The 25,045-nt window shown below is 72.1% G+C and carries 15 protein-coding genes and 1 pseudogene; 10 read left to right on the forward strand and 6 right to left on the reverse strand.

Annotated features, from left to right (window positions below; genetic code table 11):
• Window positions 1-8: 8 nt before the first annotated feature.
• Window positions 9-1,568 (reverse strand): NADH-ubiquinone oxidoreductase-F iron-sulfur binding region domain-containing protein, encoded by a 1,560-nt coding sequence (locus tag ABZ822_RS10225; protein WP_360849876.1) that lies wholly within the window; start codon window positions 1,566-1,568, stop codon window positions 9-11.
• The gene (locus ABZ822_RS10230; RefSeq protein ID WP_360849879.1) at window positions 1,565-3,241 is read right to left on the reverse strand and encodes a hypothetical protein; all 1,677 of its coding nucleotides are present in this window, start codon (window positions 3,239-3,241) and stop codon (window positions 1,565-1,567) included. The genes ABZ822_RS10225 and ABZ822_RS10230 overlap by 4 nt, the downstream gene beginning before the upstream one ends.
• 575 nt (window positions 3,242-3,816) lie before the next feature.
• On the opposite strand from ABZ822_RS10230, the gene leuS reads away from it, so the two are divergent.
• From leuS to ABZ822_RS10260, 6 genes and pseudogenes are all read left to right on the forward strand, one after another.
• The gene (gene leuS, locus ABZ822_RS10235; protein WP_360849882.1) at window positions 3,817-6,711 is read left to right on the forward strand and encodes a leucine--tRNA ligase; all 2,895 of its coding nucleotides are present in this window, start codon (window positions 3,817-3,819) and stop codon (window positions 6,709-6,711) included.
• Between the two features lie 400 nt (window positions 6,712-7,111).
• Window positions 7,112-7,945, forward strand: coding sequence for a hypothetical protein (locus ABZ822_RS10240; protein ID WP_360849885.1), 834 nt, complete (start codon window positions 7,112-7,114; stop codon window positions 7,943-7,945).
• A gap of 165 nt (window positions 7,946-8,110) precedes the next feature.
• Window positions 8,111-8,959 (forward strand): DegV family protein, encoded by an 849-nt coding sequence (locus ABZ822_RS10245; RefSeq protein ID WP_360849888.1) that lies wholly within the window; start codon window positions 8,111-8,113, stop codon window positions 8,957-8,959.
• 1,523 nt (window positions 8,960-10,482) lie between these two features.
• Entirely contained in the window at window positions 10,483-11,394 is a 912-nt protein-coding gene (locus tag ABZ822_RS10250) for a ComEA family DNA-binding protein (protein ID WP_360849891.1), read from the forward strand.
• 56 nt (window positions 11,395-11,450) lie between these two features.
• Window positions 11,451-14,063, forward strand: a pseudogene (locus tag ABZ822_RS10255) (ComEC/Rec2 family competence protein); the annotation flags it as partial.
• Window positions 14,064-14,299: 236 nt separating this feature from the next.
• Window positions 14,300-15,106, forward strand: a complete 807-nt coding sequence (locus ABZ822_RS10260; protein WP_360849894.1) for an arylamine N-acetyltransferase — start codon at window positions 14,300-14,302, stop codon at window positions 15,104-15,106.
• Window positions 15,107-15,122: 16 nt separating this feature from the next.
• Here the strand turns inward: ABZ822_RS10260 and ABZ822_RS10265 are convergent, their stop codons facing one another.
• On the reverse strand, window positions 15,123-15,344 hold the full coding sequence (locus ABZ822_RS10265) for a hypothetical protein (RefSeq protein WP_360850475.1): 222 nt from the start codon (window positions 15,342-15,344) through the stop codon (window positions 15,123-15,125).
• Between the two features lie 590 nt (window positions 15,345-15,934).
• On the opposite strand from ABZ822_RS10265, the gene holA reads away from it, so the two are divergent.
• Window positions 15,935-16,930: a DNA polymerase III subunit delta gene (holA, locus tag ABZ822_RS10270; protein WP_360849897.1), complete on the forward strand. Its 996-nt coding sequence runs from the start codon at window positions 15,935-15,937 to the stop codon at window positions 16,928-16,930.
• Window positions 16,931-17,133: 203 nt separating this feature from the next.
• Here the strand turns inward: holA and ABZ822_RS10275 are convergent, their stop codons facing one another.
• The 3 genes from ABZ822_RS10275 to rpsT form a co-directional block, all read right to left on the reverse strand.
• Complete coding sequence (locus ABZ822_RS10275; protein ID WP_360849900.1) at window positions 17,134-18,285, reverse strand: hypothetical protein; 1,152 nt, start codon at window positions 18,283-18,285, stop codon at window positions 17,134-17,136.
• Between the two features lie 194 nt (window positions 18,286-18,479).
• A complete protein-coding gene (locus tag ABZ822_RS10280; protein WP_360849903.1) occupies window positions 18,480-19,190 on the reverse strand; it encodes a hypothetical protein in 711 nt (236 codons plus the stop codon).
• A gap of 583 nt (window positions 19,191-19,773) precedes the next feature.
• Window positions 19,774-20,040, reverse strand: coding sequence for a 30S ribosomal protein S20 (gene rpsT / locus ABZ822_RS10285; protein WP_360849906.1), 267 nt, complete (start codon window positions 20,038-20,040; stop codon window positions 19,774-19,776).
• Between the two features lie 197 nt (window positions 20,041-20,237).
• Between rpsT and lepA the strand changes: the two genes are divergently transcribed.
• The 3 genes from lepA (at window position 20,238) to ABZ822_RS10300 (ending at window position 25,006) form a co-directional block, all read left to right on the forward strand.
• Entirely contained in the window at window positions 20,238-22,112 is a 1,875-nt protein-coding gene (gene lepA / locus ABZ822_RS10290) for a translation elongation factor 4 (protein WP_360849909.1), read from the forward strand.
• Window positions 22,113-22,424: 312 nt separating this feature from the next.
• Window positions 22,425-22,841 carry a hypothetical protein gene (locus ABZ822_RS10295; protein ID WP_360849912.1) on the forward strand — a complete coding sequence of 139 codons (417 nt, stop codon included), beginning with the start codon at window positions 22,425-22,427 and terminating at the stop codon, window positions 22,839-22,841.
• A gap of 275 nt (window positions 22,842-23,116) precedes the next feature.
• Window positions 23,117-25,006 carry an AMP-dependent synthetase/ligase gene (locus ABZ822_RS10300; protein ID WP_360849915.1) on the forward strand — a complete coding sequence of 630 codons (1,890 nt, stop codon included), beginning with the start codon at window positions 23,117-23,119 and terminating at the stop codon, window positions 25,004-25,006.
• Window positions 25,007-25,045 lie beyond the last annotated feature (39 nt).

A 25,045-nucleotide genomic window follows, 5' to 3' on the forward strand; every position in this document is an offset into this window, starting at 1 on the left:
ATCGGCGATCAGCCGCGACCGCGGGGCAGCGCCCTCCTGGGAGGCGCCAGCTGCTCCGCGGGCGCCGCCTCGAGCCGGAGCGCCAGCGCGGGGCACCGCCGTACGGCGCGCTGCGCGCTTCCCCTCAGGTGCATCGGTACGGCCGCGTCCGCCAGAGCCGGATAGCCGTCGGGGCCGAGGCGGATCAGCTCCGGCACGAGCTCCGCGCACACCCCGTGGCCCTCGCACAGCGTCCAGTCCACGGCGAGCTTCTCGCCGCTGGGGATGCCCTCCTCCTCGTAGCCCGGGACGGGCAGCGGCAGCACGCCGTGCGTCGGCCGTCCGCAGCCGCCGCCCAGGACGTGCGCCGCGAGGTCGTCGGTGAAGACCTGCAGAGCGGACTGGATGAAGCGCACGGAGCCGTCCGGGTGCTTGCACGCCCCCCGGCCCCGTACGGCCTGTGTGACCTGGCGTACGGCCTCCAGGGCGGTCGGGCCGCCCCCGCCCAGGACCTCGGAGAGCCCGGCGGCCGCCGCCGGGAGGCCCAGCTTGCAGGGCCCGCACTGGCCGGCGGTCTCGGCGGCCAGCCAGTTCACCACGCGCAGGGACTCGCCGAGCGGACAGGTGTCGGGGCCGATGGGCAGCAGCGCGCCCGCGCCCAGCGCCCCGCCCGCGGTGGCCAGGGCCTTGCGGGAGACGATTGCGCCCTGCGCGGTCATGCCGTCCATCCAGTTGCCGTGGTAGCCGCCGGAGAGGACGGCCTGCGGCATCGGCGGAGCCCCGCACAGCTCCATCACGTACCGCAGCGGCACCCCGACGGGCACCTCGAGGACGGTGGGGCGGGCCACCGAACCGGAGACGGTCAGCATGACCGTGCCCGGCTCGTCGGTCAGGCCGGTGTTGCAGTAGCGGTTGGGTCCCAGCCGTGCGGCGATGGCGAGTTGGGCGTACGTCTCGGCGTTCGACAGCAGCGTCGGGGCGCCGGCGACACCCGCGTCGGAGGCCCGCACCTTCCGGCCGGGAGGCAGGGACGGACCGCCGTTGACGGCACGGACCACGGCCGACGCCTCACCGGAGACCATGCGCTCCGGCGTCCTGACGACCCGCGCGCGCAGGCCCCTGCCGCGCCGGTCGCTCAGGCCGCGCTCGGCGAGGGCCTCGCGCATCGACGCCTCGGTCGAGTCGCGCGTCACCGCGATGGCGAGCTGGCGGGCGCCCAGGGCCTCGGCGGCCAGCAGGGCGCCGTCCAGGATGAGGTGCGGGGCACGGCACAGCAGCACCGTGTCCTTGCGGCACGCGGGCTCGCCCTCACTGCCGTTGACGACGACGACCGGGCGCACACCGCGCCGGATCGCGCTCTTGGCCACGGCCCGCAGCTTCCTGGCGAACGGGAAGCCCGCGCCGCCCCGCCCGTTGAGCGAGATGGCCTCGGCCAGCTCCGCGAGCCGTTCGCCGACCATCGGCTCCAGTGCCCCGTGCACCTTCAGGTGCATGGGCAGGTCGAGGCGGTGGACCAGGTCGAAGCCACTGGTCAACTGGGGCAGGCCGACGACCCGGACCTCCGGTACGTCGGGCAGGGGTGCGTTCATGGCCGGTCTCCTGCGTGCTCGTTCCACGGCTCACCGGGTGGCGGGGGGTAGGGCGGTCCTGACCGGCGGCGGGAGACCGGGTCCGGTTCGGCCGGTGCGGGTGGTGGCGGCGAAGGCGCCGGCCAGCGCTGCGCCTGCGGTTCGGGTGCGGAGGCGCCCGGCCAGAACTCCGAGGAGTCGTCGTCGAACGGGAAGGACCCGGGCGGGGTGGGCGTCGCGTAGGAGCCCATGGTCGGCAGCGGGTCCGCGGACGCGGCGGCACCGGACCCGTAGAGCGAGTTCGTCCCGTAGAGGGAGCCCGTCTCGTACAGGGAGCCGGTGTCGTAGAGCGAGGACTGCTCGGGCATGCCCGACAGCGGCGTGGGTGTCGGGAAACTGCCGGTGTCGGAGACGCCGGGGAAGCTTCCCGTGTCCGAAACGCCGGGGAAGCTCCCGGTGTCGGAAACTCCGGGGAAGCTGCCGGTGCCGCCCATGCCGGGGAAGCCTCCCGTGTCCGAGACGCCGGGGAAGCCTCCCGTGTCCGAGACGCCGGGGAAACTGCCGGTGTCCGAGACACCGGGGTAGGAGCCGGTGTCCGCGGGCCTCGGGAACGAGCCCGTGTCCGCCGGCCTGGAGAAGGACCCCGAGTCCATAGGTCGCGGGTCCGGCACCGGCGACAAGGGGCCCGTGTCGAAGAGGGGCCCCGACACCGTGGTGGGAGCTTCGGTGAAGCCCGGCGGCGGGGGCGGGGGCAGGGACGACAGCGGCCGTGCTGGCGGCGCCGCGAACGGCTCCGTGGGCTGGGACGTCGAGGAGACCGCGCGGTATGCCGCGGATATGCCTGCGCCCCGGGTCGCGGATATCGGCGGGGGGCGCGTCGAGTCGAGACGCAGCGGCGGCTGGCCGACCGTGGGGTCGACCCGCTGGCCTGGCACCTTGCGCGATCCGGGAAGGGGGGCGACCCCCGGGTCCCGCGCGGGCGGGGGCGCGTCCAGGCCCGACAGGGCTTCCGGACGGGTGAACGACATCAGCAGCCGGGCGATGCGCCGGCGCTGGGGCTGGGGGAGCAGCCGGATGACCAGGGCGCCGCCCACGGCGAGCAGCATCAGGGAGTACATGGTGACGACCCAACCGGCGGCAGGTCGTCCCGCCTGGAGGCCGTGCACGAGAGCCGCACCCCACGCGGGGTAGGCCAGGGCGTGCAGCGAGCGCCACCGCCCCGCCGACTGCCCGGGGTTGGCGAAGGCGCTGCGGGCCGCGCCCGTGGCGCCCGCGATCACCATGAGGTACGCCGCGAGGGAACCGAGACCGATCAGGATGCCCGGGCCGCGCAGGCCGAGCCCGAAGGGAACCAGCACTCCGAGCATGCCGACGTGGCTCAGGAACACCTTGGTCGTGATGTGCACGAGCAGGAACGCCAGCGAAGAGACCGCGAGAACACGGTGGATGGCCTGGGCGAGCAGACGCTGCCGCGGCTCCAGCAGAACGCGGTCGGTGGCTATCAGCCCCCATATGACTGCCGAGGTCAGGGACACCAGCGTGAGGACGCCGGTGGTGAAGTCCAGAGCGGTACGGAACGCGTCACCGGTCGCAAGTGCAAGCACGGGGATGACGACGATGACCGCGACGGTTCCTGCGATGAGGACCGGGCGGGGCACGTTCGTCGGTGGTCGGATCTTGCGATGAGGGTTCATGCGGACGACTCCAGTGGTGCGGGGAGAGGGGTCCCGGCACCGCATGCTAAGTCCGTACGGGAGCCTCGTCGTAGCCCTTTCGTTATTTGCTCGAATGTCAATTGCAGACGGTCCGTGGTTCCGCGCGGTACTCAGGAGCCCTGCAAACAGGGCTATTTGAGGACTAAACGTCCAGGCGGAATCGGACAGTCTGTGAGAAAACTGTGATGACTCGTTGCCCTTCGAATGCAAAGCGGCGGCCCCCTCCGGCCACCCCTCGATGTGACGTGGATCTCGTTTCGATTCGCCCCGTCCGGGGGCACTATGGCGCCTTCGGCGCAGCCGCGAACCGGAACCCGCGGACCGTTGATCGCAACGGTTGCTGTCCGCAAGCGGAAGGTGGCTCTGTGCGGCCCGAGCGCCCCCTGCGGTACCCTGAGCCCATGCGTGCCGTACGCCTTCTGCTTAGCGGGCCGCGCTGATCAGTCCCGGCCGGTGAACATCCCGGCCGGAATCGGCGCGGCGTCCCCTCCTGTGCGAGGGGTTTTTTCGTTTCCGAACCGCCGGCAGAGACGATCGATGGAGCCTTAAGGATCATGAGCGAGACGAATTCGTCCCCTGCCCCGGGCACGGGAGGTGCCCCCGCGGAGGTGGCCGCGCCGCACCGCTACACGGCCGCCATGGCCGCCGAGGTCGAAGCACGCTGGCAGGACTTCTGGGACGACGAGGGCACGTACGAGACGCCGAATCCCAGCGGTGACCTGGCGGGTGACGCGGAGCGCGCCGCGCTGCCCAAGAAATACATCATGGACATGTTCCCGTACCCCTCGGGCGCGGGACTGCACGTCGGCCACCCCCTGGGCTACATCGCCACCGATGTCTACGCCCGCTTCAACCGGATGACCGGCCACAACGTCCTGCACACCCTGGGCTTCGACGCGTTCGGCCTGCCCGCCGAGCAGTACGCGGTGCAGACCGGCACGCACCCGCGGGTCTCCACCGAGGCCAACATCGAGAACATGAAGGCCCAGCTGCGCCGGCTGGGTCTGGGCCACGACAAGCGCCGGTCGTTCGCGACGATCGACCCGGACTACTACCGCTGGACCCAGTGGATCTTCCTGCAGATCTTCAACTCCTGGTACGACGAGGAGGAGAACAGGGCGCGCCCCGTGGAGACCCTGGTCGAGCAGTTCGCCTCCGGCCGCCGCGCGACGCCGGACGGCAGGTCCTGGAGCGAGCTGACCCCCGCGGAGCGGGCCGACGTCCTGGGCGAGTACCGCCTGGCATACGCCTCCGACGCGCCCGTCAACTGGTGCCCGGGGCTGGGCACCGTGCTGGCCAACGAGGAGGTAACGGCCGAAGGCCGGTCCGAGCGCGGCAACTTCCCCGTCTTCAAGGCCAAGCTGCGCCAGTGGAACATGCGCATCACCGCCTACGCGGACCGGCTGCTGGACGACCTGGACGCGCTGGACTGGCCCGAGGCCATCAAGCTGCAGCAGCGCAACTGGATCGGCCGCTCCGAGGGCGCCCGCATCGACTTCCCCGTCGGTGACGAGGGCTCCATCACCGTCTTCACGACCCGTCAGGACACCCTGTTCGGCGCCACCTACATGGTGCTGGCGCCCGAGCACGACCTGGTGGACGCGATCGTCCCCGCGGCCTGGCCCGAGGGCACCCGGGACGCGTGGACCGGCGGGCACGCCACCCCGGCCGAGGCCGTCGCCGCGTACCGCAAGCAGGCCGCGGCCAAGTCCGACGTCGAGCGGCAGGCCGAGGTCAAGGACAAGACCGGCGTCTTCACCGGCGCGTACGCGACGAACCCGGGCAGCGGCGAGCGCATCCCCGTCTTCATCGCCGACTACGTGCTGATGGGCTACGGCACGGGCGCCATCATGGCCGTCCCCGCGCACGACTCCCGTGACTTCGCCTTCGCGCGCAGCTTCGACCTGCCCATGGCTTGCGTCGTGGAGCCCCCGGACGACCGGGGCACCGACCCGTCGACGTGGGACGACGCCTTCGTCTCGTACGACGCGAAGATCGTCAACTCCTCCGGCCCCGGCGTCTGCCTGGACGGCCTGGGCGTCGTCGACGCCAAGGCCAGGACGACCGAGTGGCTGGCGGCGCAGGGCATCGGCGAGGGCACCGTCAACTTCCGCCTGCGGGACTGGCTGTTCAGCCGCCAGCGCTACTGGGGCGAGCCCTTCCCGATCGTCTACGACGAGGACGGCACGGCCCACGCCCTGCCCGACTCGATGCTGCCCGTCGAGCTGCCCGAGGTCGACGACTACGCGCCGCGGACCTTCGACCCGGACGACGCCGACACCTCCCCGGAGACCCCGCTGTCCCGCAACGAGGACTGGGTCCATGTGGAGCTGGACCTGGGCGACGGGCCGAAGCGGTACCGCCGTGAGACCAACACCATGCCGAACTGGGCGGGTTCGTGCTGGTACGAGCTGCGCTACCTGGACCCCGGGAACGGCGAGAAGGTCGTCGACCCGGCCGTCGAGTCGTACTGGATGGGCCCGCGAGACGACCGTCCCGCGGGCGGCGTCGACCTGTACGTGGGCGGTGCGGAGCACGCCGTCCTGCACCTGCTGTACGCCCGCTTCTGGCACAAGGTGCTGTACGACCTGGGCCACATCTCCTCGTTCGAGCCGTTCCACAAGCTGTACAACCAGGGCATGATCCAGGCCTACGTCTACCGGGACAGCCGCGGTGTCGCCGTCCCGGCGGCCGAGGTCGAGGAGCGGGACGGCGCGTACTTCTACCAGGGCGAGCAGGTCTCCCGGCTGCTGGGCAAGATGGGCAAGTCCCTGAAGAACGCGGTCACTCCGGACGAGATCTGCGCCGAGTACGGGGCGGACACCCTGCGCCTGTACGAGATGGCCATGGGCCCGCTGGACGTCTCCCGGCCGTGGGACACGCGTGCCGTCGTCGGCCAGTACCGGCTGCTGCAGCGCCTGTGGCGCAACGTCGTCGACGAGAACACGGGCGAGGTCACCGTCGCGGAAACCGGGCCCGACGAGGACACGCTGCGCGCCTTGCACAAGGCGATCGACGGCGTCCGGCAGGACATGGAGAACCTGCGCTTCAACACCGCCATCGCCAAGGTGACCGAGCTGAACAACCACCTGACGAAGGCGGGCGGCGCGGTTCCGCGCGAGGTCGCGGAGAAGCTGGTGCTGCTGGCCGCCCCGCTGGCGCCGCACATCGCGGAGGAGCTGTGGCACCGGCTGGGGCACGAGTCGTCGGTGGTGTACCAGCCCATGCCGGTCGCCGATCCGGCGTACGTCGTGGACGAGACCGTGACGTGCGTGGTGCAGATCAAGGGCAAGGTCAGGGCGCGACTGGAGGTGTCGCCGTCGATCGGCGACGAGGAGCTGGAGAAGCTGGCACTGGGCGACGCGGCGGTGCAGTCGGCGCTGGGCGGGGCGGGCATCCGCAAGGTGATCGTGAGGGCACCGAAGCTGGTGAACATCGTTCCGGCGTGAGGCGGGCCGGCCCGGCCCGCGGGCCGGCCGGCTTCCGCGTGCGGCGGGTCCGGGCGGTTCCCGCGTGAGGTGGGTTCGGATGGTTCGTGCGTGAGGCGGGTTCGGATGGTTCCCGCGTGCGGCGGGTTCGGGCGGCTGTTGTCCGGGCGGCCCGGTGGGCGCGGGCGCTTCCGGCCGGTGACCGGCCGCCGGGGCGCTGGAGATACCGGACTGAGGGCATTCCCCTACGGGCCGGTTGGGGGTTCCGCAGGAACCCTCGACCGGCCCTGGCCGTTTAGGCTGGAGACACGACCTCGTCACGGCCATGACCGGCCGGTCCCCGCGCGTCAGGGGCCCGTCCCGGCCGGGCCATGACCGGTAGCGCCGGCCCGGCATCGTCACCGCGAAGGAGCGACCGCCCATGGACATCGCGATCCTCATCATCGCGCTGCTCTTCGTCGCTTTCGTGGCGCTGGGTGCCTACGCGACGGTGAAGGCCGTGGGCGCGGCGAAGCGGGGCGTGGACCGCACGGTCGCGCAGGCACGCCGTGCCGTCGAGGACACGACCCTCAGGGCGCGCCAGATCGCCCAGCCCGGCCCTCAGGGGCAGCTTGCCGAGCTGCGTCTCTCGCTGCGCACGTCGATGCGGGCCACCCAGGACGTGCTGCGCGCCGGGCGCCATGAAGACGCGTCGCTGGCCGAGGCCCAGGGGCTCTTCGAGCGGCTGAGCACCCACGGGCGCGAACTGGACGACGAGCTCAGGCGGCTGGAGCGTGAGCCGGACCGGACCTCGCTGGCGGCCCGGCTGCCGGACCTGCGTGAGCGGACGCACCAGATCATCGGTCACGCGGACTCGCTGCGCTGGGCGGCGCAGGACCGGGCGCAACGGTTCGCGGACGACGACCTCTCCACGCTCGGGACCCAGATCGACATCGAGACGGGGGCGCTGCGGCACTGGAAACCGGCGACGTCCGCGGCGGCCTCCGCTGCGGCGACGCCTTCGGGGGCTTCCGCCTCGCCGGGGGCGTCCGAGTCGTCATCGGCATCGGGATCGGCATCGAGATCGGGATCGCCATCGGCATCCGGGCCCGCGCCCGCGTCGCCCTCCTCGCCGACGCCCACCTGGCCGGATGTCTCGCAGCCGGGAGCCGCGTCACAGGAGCCGCCGCCCGCGATCACCGCGCGGGACCCCCGGGAGCAGCGGGCCCCGTATCCCTGGGAGAAAGCCGCCCGGCGGCCCGAGAGCACCACGTGAGCGGTTCGTCGTCCGGGGTCTCCCGGGAGGCCGAACCGAGAGGCACGTGACACCGAGAGTTGAGCAGGCGGCGCAGCAGTGGGCGACTCGACCGGGGATGTGAGGGTGGACGGTAGCGCGGGCCCGGACTGTCGGCCGTCGGCGCGCCCGGATAACCTCCCAGTCATGTCCCGGCTTGTCGCTATCGTCACCGATTCCACGGCGTACCTGCCCCAGCAGGCGATGGAGCGGCACGGCATCACAGCGGTGCCGCTGACGGTGGTGCTGGGCAACGAGGCGCTGGAGGAGGGCACGGAGGTCTCCGCCCGGTCCGTGGCGCAGGCGCTGCAGCGCCGCACTCCGGTGACCACCTCCAGACCGAGCCCCGCGACGTTCGCCGAGGCCTACCGCGCGGCGGCGGACGCGGGCGCCGAGGGGATCGTGTCGCTGCATCTGTCGGCGGAGATCTCCGGCACGTACGACGCCGCTGTGCTCGCCGCGAAGGACGCGCCCGTGCCTGTACGGGTGGTGGACACCGGCATGGTCGCCATGGCCCTCGGGTTCTGCGCCCTGGCGGCCGCGGAGACCGCGGAGGCGGGCGGCACGCTGGACGAGGCGGTGGCCGCGGCCGAGAAGCGCGCCGAGGGGACCTCCGCGTACTTCTACGTCGACACGCTCGACTATCTGCGGCGGGGCGGGCGGATCGGCGCGGCGCAGGCTCTGCTGGGTTCGGCACTGGCGGTGAAGCCGCTGCTGCAGCTCGACGGCGGCCGGATCGAGCTGCTGGAGAAGGTGCGCACGGCCTCGAAGGCCATCGCGCGTCTCGAGGAACTCGTCGTCGAGCGGGCCGGCACGACGCCCGTGGACCTCGCGGTGCACCACCTCGCCGCGGCCGAGCGCGCCGATCAGCTCGCCTCCCGGCTGCGGGCCCGTGTGCCCGGTCTGCGGGAGCTGCACGTCAGCGAGGTGGGCGCGGTGATCGGCGCGCACACCGGTCCGGGGCTGCTGGGCGCGGTGCTCTCGCCGAAGGGCTGAGCGACGCGCACGGGCATACGGGTCGGCATGACCCCGGTGTTCGGTGACGGTTTCCGGTGCCGGTGCCGGTGCCGGTGCCGGTGCTGGGAGCGGCCACGATCTGTCACTCGTGCGGGTGGTGAGGTTGTCCACAACACGTGGACTGTCCACGGGATTTGGCCCTGCCGAGCGGGTGTCGCGGATCGTGCCTACGGTCGGTGGCCATGGAGATGCGAGCACGCAGCGTAACGAGCGGACCTGGCCGGGCACCGGACTCGGATCGGCGCACCCGCCGGCGCCATGGGGCGCGTCGGGCCGGGGCGCGGGGGTTCGGCAGCCGAAGCCCGGGTGTGAACCGAGGTGGTTCGCACCGGGCCGGGGCACACCGTGCGGACCGTGCCGGTGCGCTGCCAGGTGGTCGGCGTCGTACGGGCGCGGCAGGGAGAGGTGTGACGCTCGGGGTGACGGGCTCTGCCGCTCTGCGCGCCCGCGCGGAGGCGCTCTTCGGCCCACCGGGTGCGGCTCCTTCCCCGCCGCAGTCCACCGGTCCCGTCGGCGAACGTACGGTGCCCGGCGGCATGCCCTCGCCTCCTCCCGGCCGTCCGGACGCGTTCGTTCTCCCGCGCGGAGCGGTCCAATTACGGCCCGCGCTGGCGCAGTTGTCCCCGCAAAGGGAAGCGGCTCGGGCTGCCACCGCTGAGCGGGTCGTGAACAGCCGTGGAGGGAGCTGCCGGGTCCCGAGCTGGGCCCGGCAGGACATGGAGGAGGCCCCGGAGGGATCGATCGAGCGGGGCACTCGGGAGGCCGGACCGGAGCGAGAAGCACCCGCAGGGGCGGCCGTTCGGCCGGCAGGCGAGAGCGGCGCAGGATCCGGGCGGCAGGACGTCGTGCGAGCGGGGCAGGTGAGGACTGCTCCCGTTCGGCCTGCGCCCTCACCGGGGGACCGGCTCGAGGCGGACATGGCCGGGCCGACCGCCGGGCCGTGGGTGCCGAGCTGGTCCGCCTCACGGGTGTCGGCTTCCGTACGGGTGGGAGCGGTGGGTGCGATCCCGGCCCAAGCGGCGCCGGAGCATGCGGAGTCGAACGCGTCGATGGCGGTTCTCGGCGCGGTGCGAACCGGACCCGGTGGCGGGCGGAATGGCGCGGCGGCGGGACACCTCGTCCCCGGGCAGCGGAAGCAGGGAGGGCCCGGAACGGCGACGGAGGTGCCTAGCGGGGGAGGGCACGGCCGCGGAGAGGCACGTCCGATCGAGCCCCAGTCCGGCGAATCCCACCGGCAGTCGCGGCCAGTGCCGAGCCGACCGACGCGTCGACCGGCGAGGCCCGGCGCTGAGGACGCGCCCACGGTCGAGTTGGCGCTCGACCCCGCACCGGCAGCACGGGCTCCGGGGACGGCGCGGGCGGCGACGGTCGAGCAGACGCAGGCGTGGTCGTCGGCGGGGGAGCGGGACGCCGTTCGCGCATGGCGGGACGGGGCTCCGCCTCTACGGCCGAAGTCCTCGCGGCAGGGCCGACTCCGGGCGCCCGCGTCGGGGCGGAAGCGCGTGCAGCAGGAGCTGGGACGCGGGGAGTCCGAGCAGCAGGAGTCCGAACGGCGGGAGTCCGAACGGCGGGAGTCCGAACGGCGGGGCGGGCGGCCCAAGCCTGTCCCCGAGCCGCCGGAACGGGCCGGGTCGGGGGTGGACGTGACCCGGACGGACCTCGGTGCTTCCGACGATTCGTCCGCGGGCCCGCTGCCTCTCCGGCTGCGGTGGCAGTGGGCGCTGCGCGAACGGTTGCCGTTGTGGCTGCAGTTGAGGTGCGGCATCGAACCGCGGACACTGGCCGCACTCGCCGTCGTCCTCGTGCTGGCGGGCGGCATGGCCGCGTTTCACTTCTGGACCGGCCGACCTGAGACGGTACGGGCCCCGGCGGCCGAACCTCCGCACCGTCATCAGCCTGCCCCGGGCTCCGTCGAGCCAGGTCCCTCGCCCCATGTGCCGGGCGCAGGCGGAGCCCGACGTGTCGTGATCGATGTCGCGGGGAAGGTCCGCAAACCCGGCATCTTCCGGCTGCCTGCCGGTTCGCGGGTCGCCGACGCCCTGGAGGCGGCCGGCGGAGTGCGGCCGGGCACGGACACCCGGGCGCTGAACCGGGCCCGTGTCCTCAACGACGGTGAGCAGATCGTCGTCGGCGGACCGACCGGTGCGGGGGCCGCGCCCGGAGCGGGAGGCGGTGCCGCGGGTTCCGTCGGTGCCTCCGGCCCTGGTGGCAGCGGCACCGCCACCCCGATCAGCCTGAACTCCGCCACCGCGGAGCAACTCGACGCACTGCCCGGCGTCGGACCCGTACTGGCCCGGCACATCCTCGAATACCGCGAGCAGAACGGCGGATTCACCTCCGTCGCGCAGCTCCGCGAGGTGAACGGCATCGGGGACGCTCGCTTCGCCGATCTCCAGCCCCTCGTCCAGCCATGACGACGACACGGACGATGGCGCACACGGACCCGGGGCACGGCCCCGCGGGCGCCGTCCTGCATCCAGGAGAGCCCGCGTCGCATCCGGGAGGGCCCACGCCGCAGCAGGAGGAAGGACCGGCGGACCTGCGTCTCGTCCCGCCGGCGCTCGCCGCCTGGGCCGCCGCGGCGTTCGCCGTCACCGCCCCCGCAGGGTGGGCCGTCGGGGTTGTCGCGCTCTGCCTGTCAGCGGCACTGGGCGTGCTGCTGGGTGGCGCGGCGGTTCGCCGAGCCCGTCACCGCGTGGGGATCCGGGCCCGGTTGGTGGCGGCGACGGCACTGCTCTGCGCGGCTGCGGCCGGTGCGTCCGGGATCCTGCACGCGGCGGACCTCCGGCGCGGGCCGCTGCCGGACCTGGCCCGTGAACAGGCCTACGTCACGGCGGATGTGACCCTGACCGGCGACCCGCGGCTCACTCGCCCGCGCGTGGTCGGGGCGCAGCGCGCCCCGACGGCCGTCGTCCTGGAGGCCGACACGGACCGCTTGACGGCCCCGGACGGCTCGGTCACGGACATGCGCACACCGGTGCTGGTCATCGTCCAGGCGTCGGCCTCTCGGTCTCCATCACGCCCCGGTCGAACGGGCGTTGGCGGAGCCACGGTCGGCAGCGGCCACAGCGGTACGGCCGCCCCACCCCATGCATCCGCTCGCCCGCGGGCGGCCTCGCCACAGCAGCGGTGGCTCTCGCTGCTGCCGTCGACCCGCCTGCGGGTGCGGGCCCAGGCGGTGACGCCGCTGCCCGGTGGAGGCGGGGAACCGGTCGCCGTCGTCCTGCGCGTCGCCGAGAGCGGACGCGCAGCACCGCTGGTGATCGACGGGCCGAGTGCCGTGCAGCGCGTCGCCGGAGACCTGCGCGCCGGGCTGCGCGAGGCCACCGACGGGCTCTCGTCCGACGCCCGGGCCTTGCTGCCCGGACTGGTCATCGGCGACACCAGCAGAATGCCGCCCGATCTCGACGAGGCGTTCCACGCAACCGACCTGGTGCATCTGACTGCCGTCAGCGGTGCCAACTTCTCGATCATGCTCGCGCTGCTCATCGGGCCTCCCCACCTGGCGATCCGTGCCGAACGCCGCGGCCTGGCACCGCTGCTCGGCGCGTCCCTGCGCACGACCGCGTTCCTCGGCGGGCTGCTGACCCTGTCGTTCGTGGTGGTCTGCCGGCCCGAGCCCAGTGTCCTGCGGGCCGCGGCCTGCGGGCTGGTCGCGCTGCTGGCCATCGCCACAGGCCGCCGCAGATCGCTCCTCCCCGCGCTCTCTGCGGCCGTCCTGCTCCTCGTCCTGTACGACCCGTGGCTCGCCCGCTCCTACGGGTTCCTGTTCTCCGTCCTCGCCACGGGCGCGCTGCTGACCCTCGCTCCCCGATGGAGCGTGGCACTCCAGCGGCGTCGCGTACCGCCCAGGCTCGCCGAGGTGCTGGCGGCCGCGGCAGCCGCGCAGGCGGTCTGCGCTCCGGTCGCCGCGATGCTGGCGGCGCGCGTCAGCCTCGTGGCCGTTCCGTGCAATCTCCTGGCCGAGCTGGCCGTCGCGCCCGCCACCGTCCTGGGCTTCGCCGCACTGGCCCTAGCCCCGGTCGCCCTGCCTCTCGCCAAGTGCATGGCGTGGGTGGGCGGTTGGCCCGCCGAGTGGATCGCCACGGTGGCCCGTACGGGTGCGGACCTGCCCGGGGCCGAACTGGACTGGCCGGGCGGCTGGACCGGCGGGGTGCTGCTCGCTGCCGCCACGGTCGTCGCCGTCCTCGCAGCGCCCCGGCTGCTGCGCCGCCCGTGGATGTCCGGAGCCTGCGCGCTGATCCTGCTGGTGGCCATCGCCCGTCCCGCGCCGCTACCGCGGCTGATCTCCGGCTGGCCGCCGCCGGGCTGGCGCTTCGCGGTGTGCGACGTGGGCCAGGGGGATGCCCTGGTCCTGGCCGCCGGAGAGGGGACGGCCGTGGTCGTGGATGCCGGTCCCGACCCCCGGCTGGTGGACCGCTGCCTCCGCGCGCTGGCCGTCACGCGGATCCCGCTGGTCGTGCTGACACATTTCCACGCCGATCATGTGGCCGGACTGCCCGGGGTGTTGCGAGGCCGCAGCGTCGGCGCCATCGAGACCACGACGCTGGGAGAGCCCGAGGATCAGGCCGGTTTCGTACGGCGGGTGGCGGCCGGTGCCGGTGTGCAGATGGTCCGTACGGCACCGGGGGAACGGCGGCTCGGCCCGCTCCGCTGGCGAGTCCTGTGGCCACCCGCCGATGGGCCGACGGTCGCCGTCGCGCCGTCTGCTCCGTCCGGGCTCCCTGAGCCGGGGTTCGCGGGGCCGCCGCCAGGGGATCCGAACGACGCGAGTGTGACGCTGCTGGTCCGTACGGCCGGTCTGACCCTGCTTCTGCTCGGTGACCTCGAACCCCCGGCCCAGCAGGGGTTGTTGACGGCTGTTCCCGACCTACCGCCCGTCGATGTCCTCAAGGTCGCCCACCACGGTTCCGCCTACCAGGACCCCCAGCTCCTGAGCCGGGTCCGTCCCCGCCTGGCGGTGATCTCGGCCGGACGGGACAACCCGTACGGGCATCCGTCCCCTCGTACCGTCGCGGCGCTCCGTCAGAACGGCGCCACGGTGCTGAGCACCGACGCGGTCGGCGCGATCGCCGTGACCGGAGGTCCGTCGTCGGGCCTGGCCGCAGCGGTGAGGGGACGCGTGGGCGGGCGGGGCGCCACCGTGCGCGGGCACCACGGTCCGCGGCCGCCCGCACCCGCGCCTCGCCGGTGCGGGTCACCCGGCATGTCCGGTCGGCGACGCCAGGGCGACGTGCCCGGCATCCTCCGCGACGTCGTGCGAGGTCCCAGGGCCAAAGACCGATGGCACGCGCCCGCCGCGTGCGCGATAAAGGGGACATGGATTCCGCACAGACCGACGCGTACCTCCGGCGGATCGGCGCGACGCCCCCCGCCAGGGCCGATGACGATGCGCTGCGCGAGCTGCAACTGCACCACCTGCGGTCCGTCCCGTTCGAGAACCTCTCCATCCACCTCGGCCAGGAGATCGTCCTCGAGGAGACCTCGCTCGTCGACAAGGTGGTGCGGGACCGGCGAGGAGGGTTCTGCTACGAACTCAACGGCGCGTTCGCCGCGCTGCTCACCGCCCTCGGCTGGTCGGTGACGCTTCTCGCCGCCCGGGTCTTCACCGAGCCGGGACACGTCGGCCCGCCGTACGACCACATGACGTTGCGAGTCGAGAGCCCGGACGGAGGTGAACCCTGGCTCGCGGACGTGGGATTCGGAGACCACAGCCACCATCCGCTCCGCTTCGCCGACCGGGGGGACCAGGCCGACCCGAGCGGCACCTTCCGGATCGTCGAGGCCCCGGACGGGGACCTGGACGTCCTCAAGGACGGTGAACCGCAGTTCCGTCTCGACACGCGCCCGCGCGAGCTGGGCGACTTCGAGGCGACCTGCTGGTGGCACCGCACCTCACCGAAGTCCCACTTCACCCGCTCCCTCGTCTGCTCGCGACTGACCGAGGACGGCGGCCGGATCACGCTCAGCGGCCGCAAGCTGGTCACCACCACGGCGGACGGTCGCCGGAAGGAGGAACTGACGACCGACGACGACGTGTTGTCCGCCTACCGGTCGCACTTCGGCATCGAGCTACGCCAGGTCCCGGAGGTGCGGGAGCCGCTGAGCCCGGTCTCCGGGCGTTAGGCAGCGGCGCCAGGCGTCACTCCTCCTCGAGCCAGCCCTCGTGCTCCTCCGCGAAGGCGGCGAAGGCGGAGGCGTCCAACCGTCCGTCCGGGTCGTCGACGACGACCAGCCACTGGGCGTCCTCGGCGTCGTCCTCACCGGCGAGCGCGTCCCGTACGAGCTGCGGCTCGCCGCTCAGGGCGAAGCGGCCGACGACCTCCTCGGCTGCCTCCTCCGCCGTGTCGCGGTCGAGGAACACGAGGACGTGGTGCGGGGGTGCGGTGTCGCCGGAGGGGACGGGGGAGTGGTCCGTCTCGGGAGGGCGGGACGCGGCGCTGCTCATCCGCCCATTGTGCGTGACGGGTACCGGTCGCCCCGCGGCACCGTCGCGGGAGCTCGACAGCGTCGGCGAAGGCGGTACAGCCGCGGTGGATGCCTGGCTCCGGCCTGGACGGTCCCCCCTGGCGGCTGTGACCGGGGCGCAGCCGCGGCGGCACTCGTCCGGCGGGGACTCCTGACCAGGCACCCCCAGCACCGGCTCTTGACCGGGAGCCCTCGGCAGCGGTCCCTGACCCGGCATCCCCGGCACCGGTCCCTGACCCGGCATCCTCGGCACCGGTCCCTGACCCGGCATCCTCGGCACCGGTCCCTGACCCGGCATCCTCGGCACCGGTCCCTGACCGGGCGCCCCAGGCACCGGCTCCCGGGCGGGGCGCCCTGCCCGCACCGGTTCCTTGACGGGATTCCTCTCCGGAACTGGTCTCGGCCTCCGGCACTGGTCCCTGGCGGACGTCCGCCGCAACCCTTCCCCGCGATGGCTGTCGGTGGCCCGTGGGATGCTGGGTCGCGATGGCCAGGAAGACTGCGACCCAAGACGATCCCCTCGCCCCCATCACGCTCGCCGTGGGCCAGGAGGACCTGCTCCTCGACCGTGCTGTGCAGCAGGTCGTCGCCACCGCGCGCGCGGCCGACGCGGACACCGATGTGCGCGAGCTCACGCCCGACGCGTTGCGGCCGGGCACGCTCGCCGAGCTGACGAGCCCGTCGCTGTTCGCCGAGCGCAAGGTCGTCGTGGTGCGCGACGCGCAGGACGTCTCCGCGGACGCGATCAAGGACGTGAAGGCCTATTTCGCGGCCCCGGCCGAGGAGATCACCCTCGTCCTGCTCCACGCGGGCGGCGCCAAGGGCAAGGGGCTCCTGGACGCCGCACGCAAAGCGGGAGCCCGCGAGGTCGCCTGCCCGAAGATGACCAAGCCCGCGGACCGGCTGGCCTTCGTGCGTTCGGAGTTCCGTGCAGCGGGACGTTCCGGGACGCCGGAAGCGTGCCAGGCCCTGGTCGACGCCATCGGCAGCGACCTCCGCGAACTCGCCAGTGCCTGCTCGCAGTTGGCGGCGGACGTCGAGGGCACCATCGACGAGGCAGTCGTCGCCCGCTACTACACGGGCCGTGCCGAGGCGTCGAGCTTCACCGTCGCCGACCGGGCTGTGGAGGGCAGGACCGCCGAGGCACTGGAGGCGCTCCGCTGGTCGCTCTCCACCGGCGTCGCGCCCGTTCTGATCACCAGTGCGCTCGCCCAGGGCGTACGGGCCATCGGCAAACTCGCCTCCGCCCCGCGCGGCATGCGTCCCGGCGACCTGGCGCGCGAGTTGGGGATGCCGCCCTGGAAGGTCGACCGCGTGCGGCAGCAGATGCGAGGTTGGTCGGCCGACGGCGTCTCCGTCGCCCTGCGGGCGGTGGCCGAGGCGGACGGTGCGGTCAAGGGCGGCGGGGACGATCCCGAATACGCCCTGGAGAAGGCCGTGGTGACGATCGCGCGCGCCGCACGCCCCTCCCGCCCGCGGTGACCCGCCCGCGCTGAACCGGACACGCTGCCCCGCCCGCGCTGAACCGGACGCCTTGACCCCGGCCGGGGCTCCGACCCGACTCGCCCCGACCAGACCCGAGCCGAACGTCCCGTTCCGCGCGGCGGTGCGACGCCCGGCCCCTTCCGCCCCAGGGTCCCACGTCTCACGTCCCGGCGTGGTCCGCAGCAACGCGCACCGCGAGGTCAGCCCTGCTTCTCTCCCGACCGGCGCTGCGGCCGTCCCGGCCACTTGTCCCGGCGGTGCAGGATCAGCCAGGCCGCCCACCCGACGGCCAGAACGACCGTTGGCCAGCGCGTGAAGCCGCCGTCCTCCCACCTCCACAGCACCAGGGAGAACACGAGCACCGCCAGGATGAACCCTTGGCGGTTCCATTCCAGTGCCTTGCGCGACGGACGCGCGACGCGGCCGTCGTCCACCAGACGCAGGGCGTACTGCTCCACGTCACCGAACGCGTCGTGCGGTCGTGTGCCCGTCGCGACCAGATGTGCCCGGGCCTCTGCCACCAACTGCCGTGCTCCGGCGCGCGGAACGCGGTGGCGGATCCGCAGCAGTGCCTCCAGACGGCGCAGCCAGCGACGGGCTCCGCCGTCCAGCGCGAATCCCCCCTCCTTTCCGGTCCCGGTCCCGGCCCCGGCCCTGTCGTCCCCGTCCCTGTCGTCCCCGGCCCCGACCGGCGGCTCGTCTCCGACCAGCCGAATCCGCCCCGGCCCGGAGCTGCGGCTGGGCTCGCCCCCCGCGGCCCAGGCCGGTCGCTTGATGCGCGAGCCCAGCCAGCCGAGGAGAAGGCCCAACGGGATCAGCAACCCCGATGGAACGCGCCCGAGTTCGGTGTGGGACAGGTGGTCTCCGGTCAGCGGCACCAGCGCCCCGAGCCCGACCGCGACGAGGAACGCCCCCGCAGCGACTCGCGGACGCGCGTCCGCCCACAGCAAGAAGAAGCATCCGGCAAGGACGAAGGCCAGACACAGCAGGGCACCGCCGGTGAGTCCGGCGGGGGTCACCGTCAGCCACATGCCCTCGGAGACCCACAGCACGATCCCGCCGAGCACCATGAAATAGCCCGGCACCGTCACCGGCGCTCCCCAGTACTCGTCCACGGAGACGCGGTCGAGATAGTCGGCCCGCGCGCGCCGGTCGGTACCGATGCCCGGGATCTGCTCGGCGTACTGTCTGGGCTCGCCGAAGGCCTGTTCCGGGGTCTCCCCGGTCTCGGCGCACCGCGCCAGCGCCTCCGCGACGACCTTCCTGGCCGCGTCTCCGCTCATGTCGCGCCGTACGAGATGCAGCAGGAGGGCGTCCGCCCACGCCTTCGTGCCGTTGTCGGCGTGCGCCATGTCGTTTCCCTGCCTCCTGCGACGGTGTGCCTCGGCACATCTCCACCCGGCACCGAACCGGACCCATGCACCCTCTGGGACGTGAACCGTGCGGAGCCGGTTCGGTGCGCGCGTGGAACGTCCGGCCGAGCCCGCCCGCCGGTACCGGAAAACCGGGAGATAAGAGACAAGTGAACGGGGCCGGCGACTCCGGATCAGCCGCCGAGCTTCCTCAGCGTCGCCTTCGTGTCCTGCTTCAGCATCTCCTCGATCTCCGACAGGTCCGGCTCCGAGACGCCGGTGTCGCTGGACGAGACGTAGTTGCTGAAGCTCATCTGGTACGTCATCCAGCCGTCGCGCACCGCGAGGTACGCCGACGAGCCCGTCTCGCGCGGCTCTTCGGGCGTCACCAGGTACGCCACGTCGCCGATGCCGGGGACCTTGCGCACCGAGAAGGTGTTCCCGCTGTCGCCGCGCTGGTCGAAACTCTCGTACTGCGCCTCGAAGTTGGCCGTCGGGTCGGTCGCTTTGTAGAGCCACATCTCGACGGTCACCGTCGCGCTGGAGTACTGGGCACCCGACGGTTCGAGCGAGGTCGTGCACCACATGGCGTCGAGCGCCTTGTGCGTGGCCGCGTCGCTCTTCGGCGACGCCTTCTCCTCGGGGTACTGCTTCTTGGCGGCGGAGAGGTCGGTGTCCGGGCAGATGTCCTCGCGGAAGGTGTACCCGGCGAGGTCCGGACTCCCGTCGTCCCGCCCCGGGAAACCTCCGGTCGCGAATACGACGGCCGCCCACACCACCGAGGCGACGCCCGCTCCGCCGAGCGCCCACAGCCAGCCGCGCCCCGCGGCGGAAGAGGGGGCGGGCGGAACGGGCGGCCCGAACCCGTAGCCACCGGGCTGCGGTTGCGGCGGCACGTACGGCACGGGCTGTCCGCCCGGCTGCGGCTGGTACGCGGGAGGCGGCTGGGACTGCTGAGGCTGCTGAGGCTGATGCCCAGATGGCTGCGGCTGTGGCTGAGCATGCGCGCCGTACGGCTGCGCGGCATACGGATTCGACTGATCCCCCGGTATCGACATGCCGTGAAGATAGCGGACCTGTCCGCATACGACACCGGCGCGCGCACCGCTCCCAGCGCCCCACTCGCGAGCCCGCGAACGCCCCCCACTCGCGAGCCCGCGAATGCCCCCCGCCCGCAACCCCGCGCCCGCCCGTCCCCACCGGAGGCGCACCCCCGACCCGAACTCCCCTCCCCGGGACGCACCGAAGGCCCGGTGCCGCCCTGGGGAAGGGACGAGCACCGAGCCTTCGGTTACGAACTCGGGTGCGCCGCACCCGCGTGGCGAACGCAGGCCGCGTGCGGCGCGAGGGTTGCCGTTCCGGAGCGGTTGAGAGGGTCCGCTGGATCCGGGCCGGCAGGGTCGGGGCCGTGGAAGACCCCTGGGGCCGGAGCCCCGTACATCACGTCACTGTGGAGATGTGAGGCGTGTGAAGCAGGTGGTGCGGGTGTCAGGCAGAGAGGGTGGCGACCCGGTGAGCCAGAGCAGCCTTCTTGTTGGCGGCCTGGTTCTTGTGGATCACGCCCTTGCTGACGGCCTTGTCGAGCTTGCGGGACGCCTCGCGAGCGGCCACGGTGGCCTTCTCGACGTCGCCGGCCTCGACGGCCTCACGGGTCTTGCGGATCGCGGTCTTGAGCGAGGACTTGACGGCCTTGTTACGCAGGCGCGCCTTCTCGTTCGTCTTGTTCCGCTTGATCTGGGACTTGATGTTCGCCACGAAAGAGCCTTTGCAGGTTCGTCTGGATTCTTGAGCAGTGCCCCGTCCCGTTTGAGAGGGCACGAGGCACAGTGGTCCAGGCTACCAGCCGCCCCGAGAGCCTCCCAAACCCGTCGCTCCCTCGTGGGCGTGGGACTATGGAGGCTACGTATCGATCCGACCAGAGGCTGCAGACGCCTCAAGAAACAGGACCCTGCGTGCCCGCGACCCCAAGTAATGTGCCGGAGCCGAGCCGTACCGACCCGGCGCGCATCCGTAACTTCTGCATCATCGCGCACATCGACCACGGCAAGTCGACGCTCGCCGACCGCATGCTGCAGCTCACCGGCGTCGTCGATCAGCGGCAGATGCGCGCCCAGTATCTCGACCGGATGGACATCGAGCGCGAGCGCGGCATCACGATCAAGTCCCAGGCGGTGAGGCTGCCGTGGGCGCCGACCGCGGGGGAGGGTGAGGGCACCACCCACATCCTCAACATGATCGACACCCCGGGCCACGTCGACTTCACCTACGAGGTCTCCCGCTCGCTCGCCGCCTGCGAGGGCACGATCCTTCTCGTGGACGCCGCCCAGGGCATCGAGGCGCAGACCCTCGCCAACCTCTATCTGGCGATGGAGAACGACCTCGCGATCATCCCCGTCCTGAACAAGATCGACCTGCCTGCCGCGCAGCCCGAGAAGTTCTCCGAGGAGCTCGCGCACCTCATCGGCTGCGAGCCCGAGGACGTGCTCAAGGTCTCTGCGAAGACCGGTGACGGCGTTCCCGACCTGCTGGACAAGGTCGTCGAGACCGTCCCCGCCCCCGTCGGCGTGAAGGACTCCCCGGCCCGCGCGATGATCTTCGACTCGGTCTACGACTCGTACCGCGGTGTCGTCACCTACGTCCGGGTCGTCGACGGTCAGCTCAACAAGCGCGAGCGGATCAGGATGATGTCGACCGGCGCCTCGCACGAGCTGCTGGAGATCGGCACCAACTCGCCGGAGATGACCCCGGCCGACGGCCTGGGCGTCGGCGAGGTGGGGTATCTGATCACCGGTGTGAAGGATGTCCGCCAGTCCAAGGTCGGCGACACCATTACTCAGTTCCACAAGGGCGCCGACCAGCCGCTCGGCGGCTACAAGGACCCGAAGCCGATGGTCTTCTCGGGCCTGTACCCGATGGACGGTTCGGACTACCCCGAGTTGCGCGAGGCCCTGGACAAGCTCCAGCTCAACGACGCCGCGCTCGTCTACGAGCCGGAGACCTCCGCCGCGCTCGGCTTCGGCTTCCGCGTGGGCTTCCTCGGTCTGCTGCACCTGGACGTGATCCGGGAGCGCCTGGAGCGCGAGTTCGGGCTCGACCTGATCGCCACCGCCCCCAACGTGGTCTACCGCGTCAACATGGAGGACGGCGACGAGCACACGGTCACCAACCCGAGCGAGTTCCCCACCGGGAAGATCGCCGAGGTCCACGAGCCGGTCGTGCGCGCCACCCTGCTGGCCCCCAGCGAGTTCATCGGCGCGATCATGGAGCTGTGCCAGTCCCGGCGCGGCTCGCTGCTCGGCATGGACTACCTCTCCGAGGACCGCGTCGAGCTGCGCTACACCCTCCCGCTCGCCGAGATCGTCTTCGACTTCTTCGACCAGCTCAAGTCCAAGACCCGCGGCTACGCCTCGCTGGACTACGAGCCCACCGGCGAGCAGACGGCCGACCTGGTCAAGGTCGACATCCTGCTGCACGGCGACAAGGTCGACGCCTTCTCGGCGATCACCCACAAGGAGAAGGCGTACGCGTACGGCGTGCGGCTCGTGGCCAAGCTGCGCGAGCTGATCCCGCGGCAGAACTTCGAGGTGCCGATCCAGGCCGCCATCGGCAGCCGCGTCATCGCCCGCGAAACCGTCCGCGCCATCCGCAAGGACGTCCTCGCGAAGTGCTACGGCGGTGACATCTCCCGTAAGCGGAAGCTGCTGGAGAAGCAGAAGGAAGGCAAGAAGCGGATGAAGATGGTCGGCAGTGTGGAGGTCCCGCAGGAGGCCTTCATCGCGGTGCTGTCCACGGATTCCGAGGGCGGCGAGGCCAAGGCCAAGAAGTAGCGGTCGGTCCGGAGGCCCGAAGGCGTTCGGACGGAACCGGGCAGAAGCCGAGCAGAAGCCGCGACCGGAAGGCCGGGCAGAAGCGGGGCGGAAGCCGAGAAGAAGTCGCCACGGCGTAAAGGCGCCCGTCACCGGATCCCCGGAGGCGGGCGCCTTCGTGCGGCATACGGGTGAATGCCGGGCCTTCCGGTTTCTCGCGGCAGAAGCGTGCCGTTACGCACTGCGGCAGCGGTGATCCGGGCGGCGCCAGCGCGGTCCCGGGCGGGCACGACGGTCGTGCCGCGCAGACACCGCTCGGGAAGGGATCCTCCAGTGAAGTACACGAAGGCTGCCGCCGTCGTCGTCGGCTCCGTCATGGCACTCGGAACCGGCTCCGCGGCCGTGGCCCACGACGGGCCTCCGGCCTCCGCTCGGACCCCGCAGGGCCAGACGGCTCTGCTCAAGGACCAGCCGCTGGGTGATGTGAAGAACCCGGTGGAGAAGCCGCTCAACGGCCTTCTCTCCGTGATCACCGGACCGCTGCAGGGCGGCCAGAAGATGGATCCGCGGATGGTGGACAACGACATCCGCAAGTCGGTCCTGGAGAAGGTCGGGCAGGGCCACGACGCGGCCGCGAACCCGTCCGCCGGAACGTTCGGCGGCGGACAGGGCGGACAGGGCGGACAGGGCGGTCAGGGCGGTCAGGGCGGACTCGGCGGGCTGCTCGGCGGTCTGCCCATCGGCCGCTGAGCCTGGTTCATCCCTGGCATCACCGTGGGAAGCGTGCGAGCGGGTCCGGACATGTCGATCCGGGCCCGCTTCTCCTTGTTCGTTGTCCATGACTGGCAGATGACGGATTCGTGCCGTCCACTGGGTGAAACGCACTTCAACGAGTGCGCAGTCCCCCCTTACGCAAAGGCGGAACGCGCCCTACTCTGATGGCTGCTCGAGGTTACTCGTCAGTTAAACAACTGGCATGGAACAGCTCCCACTCACAGCACTTGCCGCGGGGCACGGAGGATGTCGTGAGCGACACGCAGACCCTTATCGAAAACCGGCCGCCCTCCGTGGCGACGCTCTTCCTGGAGCGGGTCGAGGCCACACCGGAGCGGGAGGCATTCCGCTACCCCGTGCCGCCCGCTTCGGGTGACGGCCCGGACGAATGGCGCTCGCTCACCTGGAGGCAATCCGCGGACCGCGTCCTGTCGATCGCCGCGGGCCTGATCGCGGTCGGCGTACGTCCCGAGGAGCGGGTGGCCATCGCCTCCGCCACCTGTCTGGACTGGATCCTGGCCGACCTCGGCGTGCTCTGCGCGGGCGCGGCGACCACCACGGTCTACCCGTCCACCAACGCGGAGGAGACGGCGTACATCCTGGCGGACTCGGGCAGCCGGGTGATGATCGCCGAGAACGCCGAGCAGGTGGCCAAGGCCCGCGCGCAGCGCCCCCAGCTCCCCGATCTGGCGCACGTCGTGGTGATGAACGAGGCCGACGCGCTGACGGCCCCGGGCGACCCCGAGGACTGGGTGCTCTCCCTCGCCGAGCTCGAACGGCGCGGCGCCGCCTACCTGGAGCAGAACCCGGACGTCGTCCGCAAGCGGATCGCCGCGATCACCGCAGACCAGCTCGCCACCCTGATCTACACCTCCGGCACCACCGGCCGTCCCAAGGGCGTACGCCTGCCGCACGACAACTGGGCCTACATGGCCCGGGCCATCGAGTCGACCGGCCTCGTCACCGGCGAGGACGTCCAGTACCTGTGGCTGCCCCTGGCGCACGTCTTCGGCAAGGTCCTGACCTCGGGCCAGATCGCGGTCGGCCACGTCACCGCCGTCGACGGCCGCATCGACAAGATCATCGAGAACCTGCCGGTCGTCCGGCCCACCTACATGGCCGCGGTGCCCCGCATCTTCGAGAAGGTCTACAACGGCGTCGCGGCCAAGGCCCGCGCGGGCGGCCCGGCCAAGTACAAGATCTTCATGTGGGCCGCCGGTGTCGCCCGGGACTACGCGAAGGTCACCCAGGACAATCTCCGCCGCACCGGCAGCGGGACGGCGCCCCTCGGCCTCACCGTGAAGCACGCCATCGCCGACAAGCTCGTCTACGCCAAGCTGCGCGAGGCGTTCGGCGGCCGGCTGCGCGCCGCCGTCTCCGGTTCCGCCGCGCTGGCACCGGACATCGGCTTCTTCTTCTCCGGCGCCGGCATCCACATCCTCGAGGGCTACGGCCTCACCGAGTCCAGTGCCGCCAGCTTCGTGAACCCGGGCGACACCTACCGCACCGGTACGGTCGGCAGGCCGCTGCCCGGTACCGAGGTCCGCATCGCCGACGACGGAGAGATCCTGCTCCGCGGCCCCGGCATCATGGAGGGCTACCACGGCCTGCCGGACCGGACGGCCGAGGTGCTGGAGCCCGACGGCTGGTTCCACACCGGCGACATCGGCGAGCTGTCGTCGGACGGCTTCCTGCGGATCACCGACCGCAAGAAGGACCTGATCAAGACCTCGGGCGGCAAGTACATCGCGCCGGCGGAGGTCGAGGGCCAGTTCAAGGCCGTCTGCCCGTTCGTCTCCAACATCCTGGTCCACGGCGCCGACCGGAACTTCTGCACGGCGCTCATCGCCCTCGACGAGCCCTCGATCGCGTCCTGGGCGGCCGACCACGGCATGGCGGGCAAGCCGTACAAGGATGTCGTCACCTCCAAGGAGGTCGAGGACATGATCGGCGGCTACATCAGCCGCCTGAACGAGGGCCTGCAGCGCTGGCAGACGATCAAGAAGTTCCGGATCCTGCCGCGCGACCTCGACGTCGAGCACGGCGAGCTGACGCCCAGCCTCAAGCTCAAGAGGCCGGTCGTGGAGCGGGAGTTCAAGCACCTGATCGACGAGATGTACGACGGGACGCGCGAGGCGTAGCCGCTCCGCGTCGCTGACGTGACGGGCCCCGGGCGCACC

Source organism: Streptomyces sp. NPDC047108 (genome assembly GCF_040643575.1).
Taxonomy (GTDB): Bacteria; Actinomycetota; Actinomycetes; order Streptomycetales; family Streptomycetaceae; genus Streptomyces.

Bases quoted from the DNA above. Each gene is read 5' to 3' on its own strand.
- ABZ822_RS10225 (WP_360849876.1), bottom strand. From the start codon at position 1,568: ATGAACGCACCCCTGCCCGACGTACCGGAGGTCCGGGTCGTCGGCCTG.
- ABZ822_RS10230 (WP_360849879.1), bottom strand. From the start codon at position 3,241: ATGAACCCTCATCGCAAGATCCGACCACCGACGAACGTGCCCCGCCCG.
- leuS (WP_360849882.1), top strand. From the start codon at position 3,817: ATGAGCGAGACGAATTCGTCCCCTGCCCCGGGCACGGGAGGTGCCCCC.
- ABZ822_RS10240 (WP_360849885.1), top strand. From the start codon at position 7,112: ATGGACATCGCGATCCTCATCATCGCGCTGCTCTTCGTCGCTTTCGTG.
- ABZ822_RS10245 (WP_360849888.1), top strand. From the start codon at position 8,111: ATGTCCCGGCTTGTCGCTATCGTCACCGATTCCACGGCGTACCTGCCC.
- ABZ822_RS10260 (WP_360849894.1), top strand. From the start codon at position 14,300: ATGGATTCCGCACAGACCGACGCGTACCTCCGGCGGATCGGCGCGACG.
- holA (WP_360849897.1), top strand. From the start codon at position 15,935: ATGGCCAGGAAGACTGCGACCCAAGACGATCCCCTCGCCCCCATCACG.
- ABZ822_RS10275 (WP_360849900.1), bottom strand. From the start codon at position 18,285: ATGGCGCACGCCGACAACGGCACGAAGGCGTGGGCGGACGCCCTCCTG.